Source organism: Mycobacterium bohemicum DSM 44277, assembly GCF_001053185.1.
In the GTDB taxonomy this organism is placed as follows: Bacteria; Actinomycetota; Actinomycetes; order Mycobacteriales; family Mycobacteriaceae; genus Mycobacterium; species Mycobacterium bohemicum.
In genome coordinates, this window is the sequence record NZ_CSTD01000002.1 from 395033 (window position 1) to 410767 (window position 15735).

Here is a 15735-nt window from a genome sequence, read left to right on the forward strand (position 1 = left end):
GTGATGCCGTTGTGCCGCCCGCGACGACGGGTCGCTCGCGGTGGCCGGGCGCGGTAATTGGGCAGGTAAGCTGGCACGTCGTGACCGATCGCGCCCGCTTGCGGCTACACGACACGGCAGCCGGTGCCGTGCGCGATTTCGTGCCGCTGCGCGACGGCCACGTCTCCATCTACCTGTGCGGCGCCACGGTGCAGGGGCTGCCGCACATCGGCCATGTCCGCAGCGGAGTGGCCTTCGACATCCTGCGCCGCTGGCTGATCGCCCGTGGCTGCGACGTCGCGTTCATCCGAAACGTGACCGACATCGACGACAAGATCCTCAACAAGGCCGCCGCCGCGGGCCGGCCGTGGTGGGAGTGGGCGGCGACCTACGAGCGGGCTTTCTCCGCGGCCTACGACGACCTGGACGTCCTTCCACCTTCGGCCGAGCCGCGCGCCACCGGGCACATCACCCAGATGGTCGAGTTAATGGACCGGCTGATCGAAACCGGGCACGCGTACGCCGCCGGCGGCGACGTCTACTTCGACGTGCTCAGCTACCCGGAATACGGGCAGCTCTCCGGCCACAAGATCGACGACGTGCATCAGGGCGAGGGCGCGGCGACGTGCAAGCGCGATCAGCGCGACTTCACCCTGTGGAAGGCCGCCAAGCCCGGTGAGCCGTCGTGGCCCACGCCGTGGGGCCGCGGCCGGCCCGGCTGGCACCTGGAATGCTCGGCCATGGCCGAGGCCTACCTCGGTCCGGAATTCGACATCCATTGCGGCGGAATGGACTTGGTGTTCCCGCACCACGAGAACGAGATCGCCCAGAGCCGGGCCGCCGGGCACGGCTTCGCCCGCTACTGGCTGCACAACGGCTGGGTGACGATGGGCGGCGAGAAGATGAGCAAATCGCTGGGCAACGTGCTGTCGATCCCGGCGCTGCTGGAGCGCGTGCGGCCGGCGGAGCTGCGCTATTACCTGGGCAGCGCGCACTACCGGTCGATGCTGGAGTTCTCCGAGACCGCTTTGCAGGACGCGGTGAAGGCCTACGTCGGGGTCGAGGAGTTCCTGCATCGCGTGCGCGGCCGGGTCGGCGCCGTCGTGCCCGGCGAGTGGACCCCGCGTTTCGCCGAAGCGCTCGACGACGACCTGGCCGTGCCGGCCGCGCTGGCCGAGGTGCACCGCGTCCGCGCCGAAGGCAACCGGGCGCTGGACACCGGCGACCATGAGGCGGCGCTGCGGCACGCCGGCGAGATCCGCGCGATGATGGGGATCCTCGGCTGTGACCCGCTGGACGAGCGGTGGGAGACCCGCGACGAGACCTCGGCGGCGCTGGCCGCCGTCGACGTGCTGGTGCGCGCCCAGTTGGCGGACCGGGACAAGGCGCGCCAGCAGCGCAACTGGGCGCTGGCCGACGAAATCCGGGATCGACTCAAGAACGCCGGCATCGAGGTCACCGACACCGCCGACGGGCCGCAGTGGACCCTGGGCGGAGACGGCAAGTAGTGGCCGGTAACTCGAAGCGCCGCGGCGCGGTGCGCAAGTCCGGCACCAAGAAGGGCCCGACCGTCGGCTCCGGCGGGCAGCGGCGCCGCGCGCTGGAGGGGCGCGGTCCCACCCCGCCGGCGCACCTGCGGCCCAACCACCCCGCCGCCCGGCGCGCTCAGGCCCCGCCGCGCCGGCCCGCGCGGCGCACCGACGAGACCGAAACGGTGCTCGGCCGCAACCCGGTGCTGGAGTGCCTGCGGGCCGGCGTCCCGGCGACCGCGCTGTATGTCGCACTCGGCACCGAGGCCGATGAACGCGTCACCGAATCCGTCTCTCGCGCAGCCGATTCCGGCATCGCCATCCTCGAGGTGCCGCGCACCGACCTCGACCGGATGACCAACAACCATCTGCACCAGGGCATCGCGCTGCAGGTTCCGCCGTACGACTACGCCCACCCCGACGACCTGCTCGCCGCCGCATTCGACGCACCGCCCGCGTTGCTGGTCGCGCTGGACAACATCTCCGACCCGCGCAACCTCGGCGCCATCGTGCGCTCGGTCGCCGCGTTCGGGGGACACGGTGTGCTGATCCCGCAACGGCGCTCGGCCTCGGTGACGGCCGTGGCCTGGCGCACCAGCGCCGGCGCGGCCGCCCGCCTCCCGGTGGCGCGGGCGACGAATTTGACCAGGACGCTCAAGGATTGGGCCGATCGCGGGCTGCGGGTGATCGGTCTGGACGCCGACGGCGACACCCTGCTCGACGACCTGGACGGCGGCGACCCGCTGGTGGTCGTCGTCGGCTCGGAGGGTAAGGGCCTGTCGCGGTTGGTGCGCGAAACCTGCGACGAGGTGGTGTCCATCCCGATGGCCGGGCATGCGGAATCGCTGAACGCCTCGGTGGCGGCAGGGGTGGTGCTCGCCGAAATCTCCCGCCAGCGCAGGGGATAGTCGACTTCTTTGGCCGAGCAGACGCAAAATCGCGCGGCACGCCGAGGATTTGGGCGATTTTGTGTCTGCTCGCGGTGGGCGGGCGCGTTGGTGACGCTGGCCGGGGTTCTCATCGCGCCTCCGGCGTCGGCCGACACCGCCGGCTTCGACCTGCAAGCCCACCGCGGCGGGCGAGGGGAGACCACCGAGGAATCCCTGCGGGCGTTCGCCAAGTCGCTCGAATTGGGCGTCAGCACGCTGGAACTCGATGTCGTCATCACCAGGGACGTCCAACCCCTGGTGTGGCACGACCCGACGATCCAGGCCGACAAATGCTCCGACACGGCGCCCGCATATCCGGGCGACCCGCAGTATCCCTACGTCGGCAAGCTCGTGCACGAGCTCACCCTGGCGCAAATCCACACCCTGGACTGCGGGAAGCGGCTCGCCGAGTTTCCCGACGCGGAAGTTTTGCACGGCAACAAGATTGCCACGCTGCCGGAAGTCTTTGCGCTGGCGGACTCGTATCACTCCGGTGTGCGCTTCAACGTCGAGACGAAGGTGGAGGCCGACCGTCCGGGCGACTCGGCGCAGCCGCAGGAGTTCGTCGACGTGATCTTGGCGGCGGTCAGGTCGGCGGCCAAGGTCGACCGCGTGGAGATTCAGAGCTTCGACTGGCGGACCCTGCCGATGGCGCGCCGCGAGGAGCCGTCAATTCCGTTGGTGGCGTTGTACGACGAGCAGACTTGGGCGCCGGGCTCGCCGTGGCTCGCGGGTGAGGACGCCGCCGCCATCGGCGATCCGATGTTGGGGGCCAAGCTCATTGGTGCGGACATCGTCTCCCCCCACTACACACTGGTTGGCGGCAAACCCTATGTCGACCACGCGCATTGGCTGGGGCTCAAGATCATTCCGTGGACGGTCAACGACGAAGGAGCCATGCGCGAGCAGATCGCCGACGGCGTCGACGGGCTCATCACCGACTTCCCGACCCTGTTGCGTCGCGTGTTGGCCGGCCTCGGGATGCCGCTACCCCCGGCCTATCACCGAGGCTGATCAGGCCATCGGCGCTCAAGCATCGGTGATCATGTCAGGATGCTGGCAGCTGAAACAGCAGATGCAATGCGTGAATCGCAGCATGGTCGAGACGGTCCGGACCGCGCGGCCGAGAAGCGTCGGAACCGCTACAGTGTCGTCGTGACGCCTGACCCCATGGCATTCAGTAAACAATGGGTAGACGCGTGGAATGCCCATGATGTGGAGTCGGTCCTTGCCCGCTTTCATGACGACGTGGTGTTCAGCTCGCCGGTAGCCGCGAGGTTGCTACCGGAGTCGGGCGGCGTCGTTCGCGGTAAGCCGGCGCTGCGCCGATATTGGACTGAGGCATTGCGACGCATCGGAGATCTTCGGTTTGTCGTCGATGCGGTGTATCAGGGCATTGACACCCTGGTCATCGTCTACCGCAATCAAGACGATGACTTGGTCAGCGAAATTCTGCGATTCCGAGGCGACGTGGTGATCGAAGGGCATGGAACGTACATTGTTGCGGCATAACAACTGTGCGCCATTCACGTGAGATCGAACGGATGCGGTTCAGAGCAGTCTCAAGCCAAGGGGTACCTCGCGGTCCGGGCCAATCAGTGCCACATTCCCGCCACCGCGGGTCGGCACTCCAAGCACCAGGACTTCTGAGGTGAAATCGGCAATTTGACGCGGCGGCAGGTTGACCACTCCCAGCACCAATCGGCCTACCAGCTCATCGGTGGAGTAGAGGTCGGTGATCTGGGCGCTGGACCTGCGGGTGCCTAATTCGCCGAAATCGATCAACAACTTGTAGGCGGGCTTGCGGGCCTGCGGGAACGTCTCGGCTCTCATCACACGGCCAACGCGGATATCGAGCTCGAGGAACGTTTCGATCGTCGTCGTGGCGGACATCTCTCTCCTTTTCCAACGTGCGTGCCGTCGCCCGGCTGCGCCGCGCTCGCGGTCGCCACTGGGTTGATGGTGGCGACCCGCGTCGCCCGGCTGCGCCGCGCTCGCGATCGCCACTGGGCACCCAGGAGCCGCGCGGACGCCCACAGCGCCACCACCGCAACCGTCAGCGAGACCGGCACCGTGCAGACCCCCAGACGGGTGTACTCCCCGACGCCGGCGTCCACGTCGTTCTGCCGTAGCACGCGCCGCCACAACAGGTTTGACAGCGAACCGACGTAGGTCAGGTTGGGGCCGATGTTGACCCCGATGAGCACGGCCAGGATCACCACCGGCCCGGCGGAGGCGACCAGGGGCAGCAACACCAGCGTCGCGGGAAGATTGTTGACGATGTTTGACAGCACGGCGGCAATGGCCGCAATCGCCAGAAGCGACGGCAGCCCGGAGCCCGACGGCAGCACCTGCGACATCGCCCTGTCCATCCCGTTGGCCATGACCGCCTGCACCACCACGCCGAGGGCGAGCACGAACAGCAGAAACGACGGATGCACCGAACGCACGATGTCGGCCACAGAGGTGTGCCCGCGGTTCAGGCTGCGCACGGCCAACACGCCGGCGCCGGCCAGCGCGACCCAGGCGGGAGCCACGCCCACGGACTGCGCGACCGTGAACCCCGCCAGCGTCAGCCCCACCACCACCAGCACGAAGATCGGCGGGCGGGGCGGTGGCCCGGGTTGCCCGGATTCGGGCTGGGCACGCAGATCCCGCGCGAAGAACAGGCGAAACACCACGTACAGCGTCGCGATGGTGGCGAGCCAGGGCAGCCCCATCAGCAGGGTGAACCGGGTGAACGAGATGTTGGCCGTGTGAAAGGCCAGCAGGTTGGTCAGGTTCGACACCGGCAGCAACAGCGAGGCCCCGTTGGCCAGGTGGGCCGTGGCGTAGGCGTAGGGCCGCACCGGGGTGCGCAGCCGGCCGACGGCAATCAGGACCACGGGCGTCAGCAGCACGACGGCGGCGTCCAGGCTGAGCACGGCGGTGATGAGCGAGGCGATCACGAAAACCCTTGCCAGCAGCCCACCGGAGCCGACCCGGCCCCGCGCGATCGCCGCGCCCGCCGCCTCGAACAGTCCCTCGTCGTCGCACAGCTTGGCCAGCACCAGCACCGCGCCCAGAAATCCGACGACCCCCGCGAGCCCGGAGACCTCCTGGGTGGCCTGACGCACCGAGATCGCGCCCGCGGCGAGCAGGATGAGCGCCGCCGGTACCGCCGCCACCGCCTCCGGCAACCCGCGCGGCCTGATGACGGCGAACGCGAGCACGACGGCAAGCAACGACAACGCGAGGGTCAGCATCAAGGTTCGGCCGCTTTACGCCCAGGGGTCCTCGCGCCGCCACACCGTCGGCAGGTGCAACGCGACACCGTCCCGAGCGGCCAGCTCGTCGAGCACACGGATGGACCTGTCCAAGTCGTCGCCCGCGTAGGGCAACGCCCGCAATGGCTTTGACAACGGCCGGAAGAAGTCGTCCCAATGGGTGAGGACCACCCGGCGCGCACCCAGCTCGCGCACGGTCTCGTCCCAGTAGTCGACGAGGTAGGACCGTGGCCGCAAGCCGAGCTGGCCGACGCCGAGATACACGACGTCGGCGCGGCGGCCGGCCAGCGCGCCCGTGACGAAACCGGCGCTGCCCTGAATCAGCAGCCGCCGGCCCGACGGGAGGTGATGCACCAGCGCCGACCACGCCTCACCACAGCGGTAGGCCGACGCCCGCGCCGGCGGAACGACCGGCGCGTCGATCGCGCCGGGGAACCGGTCGGGCGGGCAGTGGTGGGACTCCACCAACGTTACCTCGAAGGGCCCCAACCGAATCGGCTCACCGTCGACCGCCACCGTCAGGCGGTCCTGGGTCAACCCGTATCCCCGCCCGACATTGGCCGCGGATTCGCCTCCGACCAATCGCGCGCCGGTGCGGTCGGCGACCAGCGCCGAGTCCAGCACATGATCGAAGTGGGTGTGCACGGGAATCACGGCCTCCAGCCGGTTCACTCGCGCCCGGGCCAGGCAGCCGTCGACGCGCGCCGGTGCGGGCGACAGCTTCCCGGCCGCCACCTGCGCCAGGCCCGGCCTGGAGAAGAAGCCGTCGGTCATCAAGGCGGACGAGCCGTCGTCGATCAGCAGCGTTGTCACCCCCAGCCACGTCACCGACAGTGGCGCATCGGCACCGGCGGCGGGCACGTCGAAGCGATCCGCGTAGCGGTTGATATCGGGGCGACCGAGCCGCGCGCGCATCAGCAGAACGCCCTGATCTCGGTGCCCACAGCCTCGAGGCGATCGCGAACCGCGCGGGCGATCCGCACCGCGCCGGGTGAATCACCATGCACGCAAACCGATTCCGCGCGTACCGAGATCTCGGAGCCGTCGACCGCGGTGACCCGTCCCGTCGTCACCAGGGTGCGCACCCGCTCGGCGATCGCCGCCGGGTCGTTGAGCACCGAGCCCGGTTCGCGGCGCGAGACCAACCGGCCGTCCGGCTGGTAGGCGCGGTCGGCGAACGCCTCGGCCACCGCCGGCGGCCGGCCTCGTCGAAGAACGCCGATCCCGCCATGCCCAGCACCGGCAGCGTGGGGTCCACCGATCGCACCGCCTCGGCGACCGCTGCGGCCTGCCCGGAGTCGGTGACGATCGTGTTGTACAGGGCGCCATGGGGTTTCACATATGAAACCTCGGACCCCGCTGCGTGGGCGATAGCCTGCAACGCCCCGATCTGATACACCACGTCGGCGATGAGGTCTTCGGCGGCGACGTCGATGAATCGCCTGCCGAAGCCGGCCAGGTCGCGATAGCTCACCTGCGCGCCGATCCGGACGCCGCGGTCGGCGGCCGAGCGGCAGACCCGCAGCAGTCCGGCGGGGTCGCCCGCGTGGAAGCCGCACGCCACGTTGGCGCTCGTGACGATGCCGAGCATGGCGTCGTCGTCGCCGAGGCGCCAGACGCCGAAGCCCTCGCCCAGGTCTGCGTTGAGGTCGATAGCGGGCACCCACCCACCCTATTGGGCGCTACGCGCCCGCCCCCACGGCGTCCCGCCGGCGCCCGACCAGCCGGCAAATCAGGTAGATGACAAAGGAAATGGTCGCGACGAAGACCGACACGGGGACGCCGGGGGCCAGGGACAGCACGATCCCCCCGACGGCGGACACCTCAGCGAACAGCACGGAGGCCACCATCGCCGCCGCCGGCGAGGCCACCACCCGGGCGGCCGCGGCCGCCGGGGTGATCAGCAACGACATCACCAAAAGGGCGCCGACGATCTGCACGGCCTGCGCCGCCACCACGCCGACCAACGCGGCGAACACGATGCCCAGCGCCCGCACGGGCACGCCGCGGGCCGCCGCCACCTCGGGGTCGACGCTGGCGAACAGCAGGGGCCGATAGCACGCCACGACCACGACCACGACGAGCAGGCAGACCAGCGCCAGCATGGCCAGCCCGGTGTAACCGACGCCGACGATCTGCCCGGTGAGCAACGCGAAACTTGTTCCCGTCCGCCCGGGGTAGAGGTAGATGAACAGCACCGCCAGGCCCAGCCCGAAGGCCAGGACCACGCCGATCGCCGAATCGCGCTCGCGGCTGCGTTGGCCCAGGACCCCGAACAGTGCCGCCGCCAGCGCGCTGCCGATCAACGCGCCCGCTCCCACGTTCAAGCCGATGAGCAGCGCGAACGCCGCACCGGTCAGCGACAGCTCGCTCGACCCGTGGACGGCGAACGACATCTGGCGCATCACGATGAACGGCCCGATCAGCCCGGCGACCAGCCCCAGCAGCGCGGCCGCCAGCAGCGCCTGCTGGACGAAGTCATGGCGGAGCAGCTGCGCGGTGACGTCGAAGGAGAAGAGATTGCCCAGCACCTCGGTGAGTCGCTGATTCATCCGACGCCACCGTCGTCCGCCTCGCCGACCACGACGTAGCCGCCCTTGACCGGCACGACCTGGATGTCGGCCCGGTAGAGGGCCGACAGCGTCTCGGTGTTCATCACCTCTGCGACGCTGCCCACCCGGAACCGCCCGTCGACGAGATAGAGCAAGCGGTCCACGTACGGCAGGATCGTGTTGAGTTGATGGGTGACCACGATGACCGTCGTGCCGGCATCCCGTCGGCGGCCGTCGATCAGCGCCGCCGCCCGCTTTGCGCTGGCCGGGTCGAGCGCCAGCAGCGGCTCGTCACACAGCAGCAACACCGGATCGGAGACCAGCGCCGCGGCGATCCGCACGCGCTGCTGCTCGCCGCCCGACATCACCCCGACGCGCACGTCGGCCAGGCGCTCACCATCGACCTGCCGCAGCGCCTCCCGCACCGCCGCCCGCCGGTGTGCGCGGTCGGCAGACCGCAGGGCGGTGGCGCCCCAGCGCCGCCCGTCCACGCCCAACCCGACCAGGTCGCGTCCGCGCAGCATCACATCCCGGTCGATGGGGCGGTGCTGCGGGACGTACCCGATGCGGGCGCTGCCCCGCGCAATGGGCCGGCCGTCCACCAGCCCCACCCCGGCGTCCAGCGGCAACTGTCCGAGTAGCACCTTGAGCAGCGACGTCTTGCCGCTGCCGTTGGGTCCGAGCACGGCGATGAATTCTCCCGGCTTGACCGTCAGGTCCAGGTGGTCCCACAGGACGCGATCGCCCCGCGACAGCCGGGCGCCGCTCAGACGAACCGCGTCGCGGCCGGTGGGGCGCACCGCGTCGAGACTCACGACTTGGCGTATCCGTTGGCCCGCAGCGCCGCCAACAAGTTGTCGACGGTTCTGCGCTGCCAGGTGAGGTAGTCGGTGCCGTCGGGCAGCGTCTCGGTCACCTCGGTCACGGGCACGCCCGCGCGCCGCGCGGCCTCCTCCACGCCGCCGATCGCCGCGGTGGCGGTCTGCGGGTTGACGATCAGCGCCGAGACCTGACGGTGGTCGATGAGGTCGAGGACCGACGCCATGTCGGTCGGTGACGGGTCGGTCTCGTTCTCGTTCGCCGCGGAGAAGGCGGGCGGCGTGCGATTGATGAGACCGGAGGCCGCCAACAGGTAGTAGCCGACGGGTTCGGTGGCGATGACCCCGGCGTGGGGGTAGGCGCTCGCGATCGCGTGCTCGGAGTTGGCGATGGCATCGGCGCCGCGACAGAATTCCGCCGCGTTGGCCCGGTAGTCGGCGGCGTGGCCGGGGTCGATGGCCGCCATCCGGTCGGCGATCGAGGTCGCGACCGACTTGGCGACGCTCAGGTTGTAGAAGACGTGCTCGTTGGGGGGTTGCCCGGTCTTGTCGGCGTTGCCGGCGGTCGTGACGAACGAGTAGGCGTCGACCGACGCGACCGAGCGATGGCCGGCCAGGATCTGGGCCAGCCAGGGGTCGTAACCTCCGCCGTTGTAGACGACCAGGGTGGCGTCGGTGACGGCGGCGGCGTCCGACGGGGTGGCCTGGTAGGAGTGCGGGTCGGCCTGGGCGCCGCGCACGATCGACTTGACCGCGACGTGCCGGCCGGTGACGGCCCGGGCCACGCTGCCCCACACGTCGGTGGACGCCACCACGGTAGTCGCCTGCGGGTGCACCGGACCGCAGCCGACGAGCAGGCCCGAGCCGGCCAGCACGGCCAGCCCGATCCGCGTCCACGCGATGCGCACGTCCGATGTCCTTTCCCCGGCCCGAGGCCGACCCATGATCCTAATGAAAATCGTTTCCATTACAAAGTCCGAGGTGCGGCGCTCTCAGTCCCGGCGCGCACGCGTTGTAGCGTCACCGAACGTGAGTTCCACACCGCGCCGGCGTGCGACTCTGGCGTCGTTGGCCGCCGAACTCAAGGTTTCGCGCACGACGATCTCCAACGCCTTCAACCGGCCCGATCAGTTGTCTTCCGATCTGCGGGAGCGGGTGCTCGCCACCGCCAAGCGGCTGGGTTATGCCGGACCCGACCCGGTGGCGCGGTCGTTGCGAACGCGCAAGGCCGGCGCCGTCGGCCTGGTGATGGCCGAACCGCTGACCTATTTCTTCAGCGACCCCGCGGCGCGCGATTTCGTCGCCGGGGTAGCGCAGTCGTGCGAAGCCGTCGGGCAGGGACTGCTGCTGGTCGCCGTCGGCGGGAGCCGCGATCGCGACGACGGGACGGCCGCCGTGCTGGGGGCCGGTGTGGACGGCTTCGTGGTCTATTCGGTCTGCGAGGACGACCCCTATCTAGGGGTGGTGATGCAGCGGCGGCTGCCCGTGGTCGTCGTCGACCAGCCCAAGGGCCTGGCCGGGGTTTCCCGGGTGGGCATCGACGACCGGGCTGCGATGCGCGAGATGGCGGACTACGTGCTGAGCCTGGGTCACCGCGAGATCGGTTTGCTGACCATGCGGCTGGGCCGCGACCGCCGGCAGGGCCTCGCGGACGCCGAACGGCTGCAGTCACCCGCCTTCGATGTCCAGCGCGAACGCATCGCCGGGGTGTGGGAGGCGATGACGGCGGCCGGAATCAACCCGGACTCGCTGACCGTCGTCGAGAGCTACGAGCACCTGCCGGAGTCGGGGGGCGCGGCGGCCAAGGCGGCGCTGGAGGCCAATCCGCGGATCACCGCCCTGATGTGCACGGCGGACATGCTCGCCCTGTCCGCAATGGATTACCTTCGCGCGCATGGGATTTACGTTCCGGGCCAGCTCAGCGTCACCGGGTTCGACGGGGTGCCCGAGGCGATAAGCCGCGGGTTGACCACGGTTTCGCAGCCGAGTCTGCAGAAGGGGCGGCGGGCCGGCGAGCTATTGCTCAAGCCGCCGCGGTCCAACCTCCCGGTGGTCGAGCTGCTGGACACCGAGCTGGTGCGGGGCCGCACCGTCGGGCCGCCCGCCTGACCGGCGCGCTAGCGGGCGCGGGCCTCGTCCTGATCGCCGATCAGCAGCCGCACCGCCAGGTCCAGCCGCTTGCTTACGTCCGTCGCCGAGGCCCGGCGGGTGAGCCAGGCCAGCAGGTTGGACAGCCACACGTCCGAGATCACCCGCGCGATGTGGTACTGGTCCTCGGTCGGTTCGCCGTCGGCCATGGCGCGCGCGAACATGCCGTCGATGAGCTTTTCCACCTGGTCGACCTCGCTGGCCGCCGAGGCGTCGGCGAACACGTAGGCGCGCGTCATCGCCTCGGTCAGCAACGGGTTGCGCTGCATCGCGCGGTTGAGCTTGCCGACCATGAAGTTCAGCCGCTGAAACGGGGTTCCCCCGGCAAGGCTGGAGCGGTCTGTCTTGGCGTCGATGCGGGTGAACTCCCGGCCCAGCGCCGACACCAGCAGGTGCACCTTCGACGGGAAATACCGGTACAGCGTGCCGACGGCCACGTCCGCCCGGTCCGCGACGGCCCGCATCTGGACGGCCTCGTAGCCGCCCTTGGACGCGATCGCCATCGTGGCGTCCAGAATGCGCTTTCGGCGTTCCCGCTGCGCCTCGGACCCCAGTTCGGACTCGGCCAGTACCGCCACGTTCATCACCTCGCGCGGCTGCGAGTCGGGAACGTGCCCCGAGTTCGTGTTCGCTGGCATGTGACGGGTAGCTCCTCTTCCGGGCGGTTCGTTCGCAAACGATACGCATGCTGCGCGTGAATTTCCCACCTCCGTACCGCCGGGACCCCCGCCTGTCCTGCCGTAACGGCGTTCGACTTGACGGTCGATCGCTGGCACTATTAGAACACGTTCTAGTCGGCCCGCGACAAGCTCAAGTTATTGTCGAAGCAAAAGCACTCGGAGGACGCACACGTGGTAGCGACCGTCATCGACGAGCAGTTCGCGGCGCGTGCGCTCGTGCGCGACTGGGCACGCAATCCGACTTCGGGACCCGGCGGGACGGCCGCGATCCGCGAGGTCGAGCAGGGCAACACCGATGCCTGGCGACCGGTCTTCGCCCGCCTGGCCGACCTCGGGATCTTCGGGGTCGCGATTGCCGAAGACGCCGGCGGGGCGGGTGGGAGCATCGAGGACCTGTGCGCCATGGTCGAGGAAGCGGCCAAGGCCCTGGTCCCCGGACCGCTCGCGACCACCGCGCTGGCCAGTCTGATCGTCAGTGACCCCGACCTGCTCGCCGCCCTGGCCGCCGGTGAACGCTTCGCCGGGCTGGCCCTCGAGGGCGACGTGTCGTTCGACGGCCGGGCGACGGATTTCTCCCGGCCCCTGGCGCGGGTGACGCTGACGTCGGCGCCGGCCAGCGTCGTCGACTCCGGGCGCCGGGTCGAGGATCTGGCCGCGACCGTCCTGGCCGCCGAGGCGGCCGGCGTGACCCGGTGGTCGCTGGACACCGCCGTCGCCTACGCCAAGGTGCGCGAACAGTTCGGTAAGCCGATTGGAAGCTTCCAGGCCGTCAAGCACATCTGCGCCGAAATGCTCTGCCGCGCAGAGCAAGCCGAGGTCGCCGCCGCCGACGCCGCCCGCGCCGCCGCGGATCCGGATACCGACCAGTTCTCGATCGCGGCGGCCCTGGCCGCCAGCACCACCATCGCCGCGGCAAAGGCGAACGTCAAGGACTGCATCCAGGTGCTCGGTGGCATCGGCTGCACCTGGGAGCACGACGCACATCTCTACCTGCGGCGGGCCCACGGCATCGGCGCGTTCCTCGGCGGCGCCGAGCGTTGGCTGCGCCGGGTCACCGCGCTCACCCAGGGCGGCGTCCGCCGGCGACTGGGCATCGACCTGACCGACGTCGAGGGGCTCCGACCGCAGATCGCCGAGGTCGTCGCCACGATCGCCGCCCTGCCCGAGCAGCAACGGCAGGCGGCGCTGGCCGAGGCGGGGCTGCAGGCGCCGCACTGGCCACCGCCGCACGGGCGCGGGGCGTCACCGGCCGAGCAGCTGCTGATCGATCAGGAGATGGCGGCGGCCGGCGTGGTCCGTCCGGACCTGGTCGTCGGCTGGTGGGCGGCGCCCACGATCCTCGAGCACGGGACGCCGGAGCAGATCGAACGCTTCGTGCCGGCGACCATGCGCGGCGAATTCTTGTGGTGCCAGCTATTTTCCGAGCCGGGCGCCGGTTCGGACCTCGCATCGCTGCGCACCAAAGCAGTGCGGTCGGATGATCCGGCCGGCGGCTGGCTGCTGACCGGGCAGAAGGTGTGGACGTCGGCGGCGCACAAGGCCCGCTGGGGTGTGTGCCTGGCGCGCACCGACCCGGACGCGCCGAAACACAAGGGCATCACCTATTTCCTGGTCGACATGACCTCGCCCGGCATCGAGATCCGGCCGCTGCGCGAGATCACCGGCGACTCGCTGTTCAACGAGGTCTTCCTGGACGAGGTGTTCGTTCCCGACGACATGGTGGTCGGTTCGGTGAACGACGGCTGGCGGCTGGCGCGCACGACGCTGGCCAACGAGCGGATCGCGATGGCCACCGGCACCGCACTGGGCAACCCGATGGAGGAGTTGCTCGAGGTGCTCGCCGGCATGGACCTCGACGCCGCCCAGCAAGACCGGCTGGGAAGGCTGATCGTGCTGGCGCAGACGGGGTCGCTTTTGGACCAGCGCATCGCCCAGATGGCCGTCGGCGGCCAGGACCCCGGGCCGCAGTCCAGCGTCCGCAAGCTGATCGGGGTCCGCTACCGGCAGGCGCTGGCCGAGTACATGATGGACGTCGCCGACGGCGGTGGCCTGGTCCACAACCAGGCGGTGTTCGACTTCCTCAACACCCGCTGCCTGACGATCGCCGGTGGGACCGAGCAGATCCTGCTCACCGTCGCCGCCGAAAGACTGCTGGGGCTCCCACGCTAGACGGGCGGTTGTCGCCTGCGACATCGGGCGCGCGCTCTGCTGACGCGCCCGTGCGGCGCCCGGCTGCCGGGGCCCACCGGGAAGAAACGGCGGAGAAGTAGTTCCCATCCGCGGGCGCACTCGCAACGAATAAGGGGCGGACCCCTGCTGCTGCCCGGTCGCCCACCACTGGCGTTGGATGACTCCGCCCACCGAACGTCTCGAGGACAGAAGTGACAGCTGACCCCCGGTTCCGCGACCCTGTCGCGGCCCCTCGGGTGTGCCGACCGATCCGCGCCGCGATCCCGGGGACCTGACCCGTGGCCACGGTTGCTGTCCATTTCTTCCTCGAATTGGCCGTCATCATCGCAACGTGCCGTTTCGTCGGCCTGGTGTCGCAACGCCTCGGACAACCGCAAGTCGTGGGCGAGATGGTCGCGGGCGTCCTTCTCGGCCCCTCCCTGCTAGGACGGATGGCGCCGGGCGTACAACACCAGTTGTTTCCGCCGGGACAGGCGAACACCGTGCTGTGCGCGGCAGCGCAGATCGGCCTGGTCCTTTACATGTTTCTCGTCGGGCTCAACTTCGACGCCAACCTCGTCAGGCACCGGGCCGGCACCGCGGTTGCGGTCTCGGCGGCCGGCATCCTCACGCCGCTCGCTCTGGGAGCGCTGATCGCCATGCCGATGCTGGCGAGCGGAAGGTTCTTCGAAAAAGGCGTTCCGCTCGCGCTGGCCATGATGTTCCTCGGCGCCGCGATCGCGACCACCGCATTCCCCATGCTAGCCCGAATAATCTTCGAACAACGGCTCTCCGGAACCCCTTTGGGCACACTCGCTTTGCTATGCGGTGCGACGGACGACGCGCTCTCCTGGTGCATCCTGGCAGTCGTACTCGCCATCCACCGCGGCACCCCCGGCACGGCCGCAATCGCGATAGTGGGCGGGATTGTCTACACCCTGGTTTTGTTGACCGTGGGGCGAAAGGCCTTGGCCCGCCTCGGGTGGAGATCGGAACGCGAGAACGCGCTGAGCCCACCCGTTCTCAGCACCGTTCTCATTCTGCTGATGGCCTGCGCCTGGTTCACGGACACCATCGGCATCTACGCCATATTCGGGGCGTTCATTCTCGGAGTCGCCATGCCGTCCGGCTTCTTCGCCCAACGATTGACGGCCGGCGTCGAGCCGCTCGTCACCACGTTGTTGTTGCCACTGTTCTTCGTCTACTCGGGGCTGAACACCCAGATCGGTCTGGTGAACAGCCCGGCATTGTGGGCGGTGACGGCGGGCATCCTTTTCGTGTCCATCGCCGGGAAGGGAATTGCGTGCACGTTGGCCGCGTGGTTGCGAAAAGTTCCCTTTCGCGAATCCGTAGCCCTGGGTTCGTTGATGAATGCCCGCGGGTTGATCGAACTCATTTTGCTCAACATCGGGCTTCAGGCCGGCATCATCACCCCTACGCTCTTCAGCATCCTGGTCCTGGTGGCCATCGTCACCACACTCATGGCCACACCGATATTCGACGTCGTTTACGGCCGCCACCGGTCGACAGCCGCGCCTTCTACCGCCCCGGCCATGAACGGCGCCCCGAGTCCGAGCGCCGCCGCATGAGGGTCGCCGACGCCCGGGCAGGCGCCGCATCTTGGCTGCGTTTCGCACCCATGAGAAGTGCCAAAATGACCTTTAA

The 15735-nt window shown here is 69.5% G+C and carries 13 protein-coding genes and 2 pseudogenes; 7 read left to right on the top strand and 8 right to left on the bottom strand.

The genetic code is table 11. The features are described 5' to 3' along the window. The first annotated feature begins 80 nt into the window (after positions 1 to 80). The 4 genes from cysS to BN971_RS12000 all read left to right on the top strand — a co-directional run bounded on the left by cysS (position 81) and on the right by BN971_RS12000 (position 3949). Positions 81 to 1487, top strand: a complete 1407-nt coding sequence (gene cysS, locus BN971_RS11985; protein ID WP_085182784.1) for a cysteine--tRNA ligase — start codon at positions 81 to 83, stop codon at positions 1485 to 1487. Next, entirely contained in the window at positions 1487 to 2416 is a 930-nt protein-coding gene (rlmB, locus tag BN971_RS11990; RefSeq protein ID WP_085182783.1) for a 23S rRNA (guanosine(2251)-2'-O)-methyltransferase RlmB, read from the top strand. The genes cysS and rlmB overlap by 1 nt, the downstream gene beginning before the upstream one ends. 87 nt (positions 2417 to 2503) lie before the next feature. Beyond that, the gene (locus BN971_RS11995) at positions 2504 to 3451 is read left to right on the top strand and encodes a glycerophosphodiester phosphodiesterase (RefSeq protein ID WP_090350126.1); all 948 of its coding nucleotides are present in this window, start codon (positions 2504 to 2506) and stop codon (positions 3449 to 3451) included. A 156-nt stretch (positions 3452 to 3607) separates the two neighbouring features. Next, complete coding sequence (locus tag BN971_RS12000; protein ID WP_085182782.1) at positions 3608 to 3949, top strand: nuclear transport factor 2 family protein; 342 nt, start codon at positions 3608 to 3610, stop codon at positions 3947 to 3949. Positions 3950 to 3988: 39 nt separating this feature from the next. Here the strand turns inward: BN971_RS12000 and BN971_RS12005 are convergent, their stop codons facing one another. The 7 genes and pseudogenes from BN971_RS12005 to BN971_RS12035 form a co-directional block, all read right to left on the bottom strand. Then, entirely contained in the window at positions 3989 to 4330 is a 342-nt protein-coding gene (locus tag BN971_RS12005) for a tRNA-binding protein (RefSeq protein ID WP_090350127.1), read from the bottom strand. A gap of 119 nt (positions 4331 to 4449) precedes the next feature. Further along, positions 4450 to 5685 (bottom strand): annotated as a pseudogene (locus BN971_RS12010) (SLC13 family permease); the annotation flags it as partial. A gap of 12 nt (positions 5686 to 5697) precedes the next feature. Then, positions 5698 to 6618, bottom strand: coding sequence for an MBL fold metallo-hydrolase (locus BN971_RS12015; RefSeq protein ID WP_085182780.1), 921 nt, complete (start codon positions 6616 to 6618; stop codon positions 5698 to 5700). Continuing rightward, positions 6618 to 7366, bottom strand: a pseudogene (locus BN971_RS12020) (LamB/YcsF family protein). The gene BN971_RS12015 and the pseudogene BN971_RS12020 overlap by 1 nt, the downstream one beginning before the upstream one ends. A 19-nt stretch (positions 7367 to 7385) precedes the next feature. Beyond that, the gene (locus BN971_RS12025) at positions 7386 to 8255 is read right to left on the bottom strand and encodes a metal ABC transporter permease (RefSeq protein ID WP_085182778.1); all 870 of its coding nucleotides are present in this window, start codon (positions 8253 to 8255) and stop codon (positions 7386 to 7388) included. Next, the gene (locus tag BN971_RS12030; RefSeq protein WP_085182777.1) at positions 8252 to 9070 is read right to left on the bottom strand and encodes a metal ABC transporter ATP-binding protein; all 819 of its coding nucleotides are present in this window, start codon (positions 9068 to 9070) and stop codon (positions 8252 to 8254) included. The genes BN971_RS12025 and BN971_RS12030 overlap by 4 nt, the downstream gene beginning before the upstream one ends. Further along, entirely contained in the window at positions 9067 to 10017 is a 951-nt protein-coding gene (locus BN971_RS12035) for a metal ABC transporter solute-binding protein, Zn/Mn family (protein ID WP_085182866.1), read from the bottom strand. The genes BN971_RS12030 and BN971_RS12035 overlap by 4 nt, the downstream gene beginning before the upstream one ends. Positions 10018 to 10102: 85 nt before the next feature. Here BN971_RS12035 and BN971_RS12040 point away from each other — a divergent pair, with 85 nt between their 5' ends. Continuing rightward, positions 10103 to 11182: an Rv3575c family transcriptional regulator gene (locus BN971_RS12040; protein ID WP_085182776.1), complete on the top strand. Its 1080-nt coding sequence runs from the start codon at positions 10103 to 10105 to the stop codon at positions 11180 to 11182. Between the two features lie 8 nt (positions 11183 to 11190). Here BN971_RS12040 and kstR read toward each other — a convergent pair whose 3' ends face one another. Continuing rightward, positions 11191 to 11799 carry a cholesterol catabolism transcriptional regulator KstR gene (gene kstR, locus BN971_RS12045; protein ID WP_169718655.1) on the bottom strand — a complete coding sequence of 203 codons (609 nt, stop codon included), beginning with the start codon at positions 11797 to 11799 and terminating at the stop codon, positions 11191 to 11193. Positions 11800 to 12072: 273 nt separating this feature from the next. Here kstR and BN971_RS12050 point away from each other — a divergent pair, with 273 nt between their 5' ends. Then, complete coding sequence (locus BN971_RS12050) at positions 12073 to 14070, top strand: acyl-CoA dehydrogenase family protein (protein WP_090350130.1); 1998 nt, start codon at positions 12073 to 12075, stop codon at positions 14068 to 14070. 299 nt (positions 14071 to 14369) lie between these two features. Further along, positions 14370 to 15659 carry a cation:proton antiporter domain-containing protein gene (locus BN971_RS12055; RefSeq protein ID WP_085182773.1) on the top strand — a complete coding sequence of 430 codons (1290 nt, stop codon included), beginning with the start codon at positions 14370 to 14372 and terminating at the stop codon, positions 15657 to 15659. Positions 15660 to 15735: the final 76 nt, after the last annotated feature.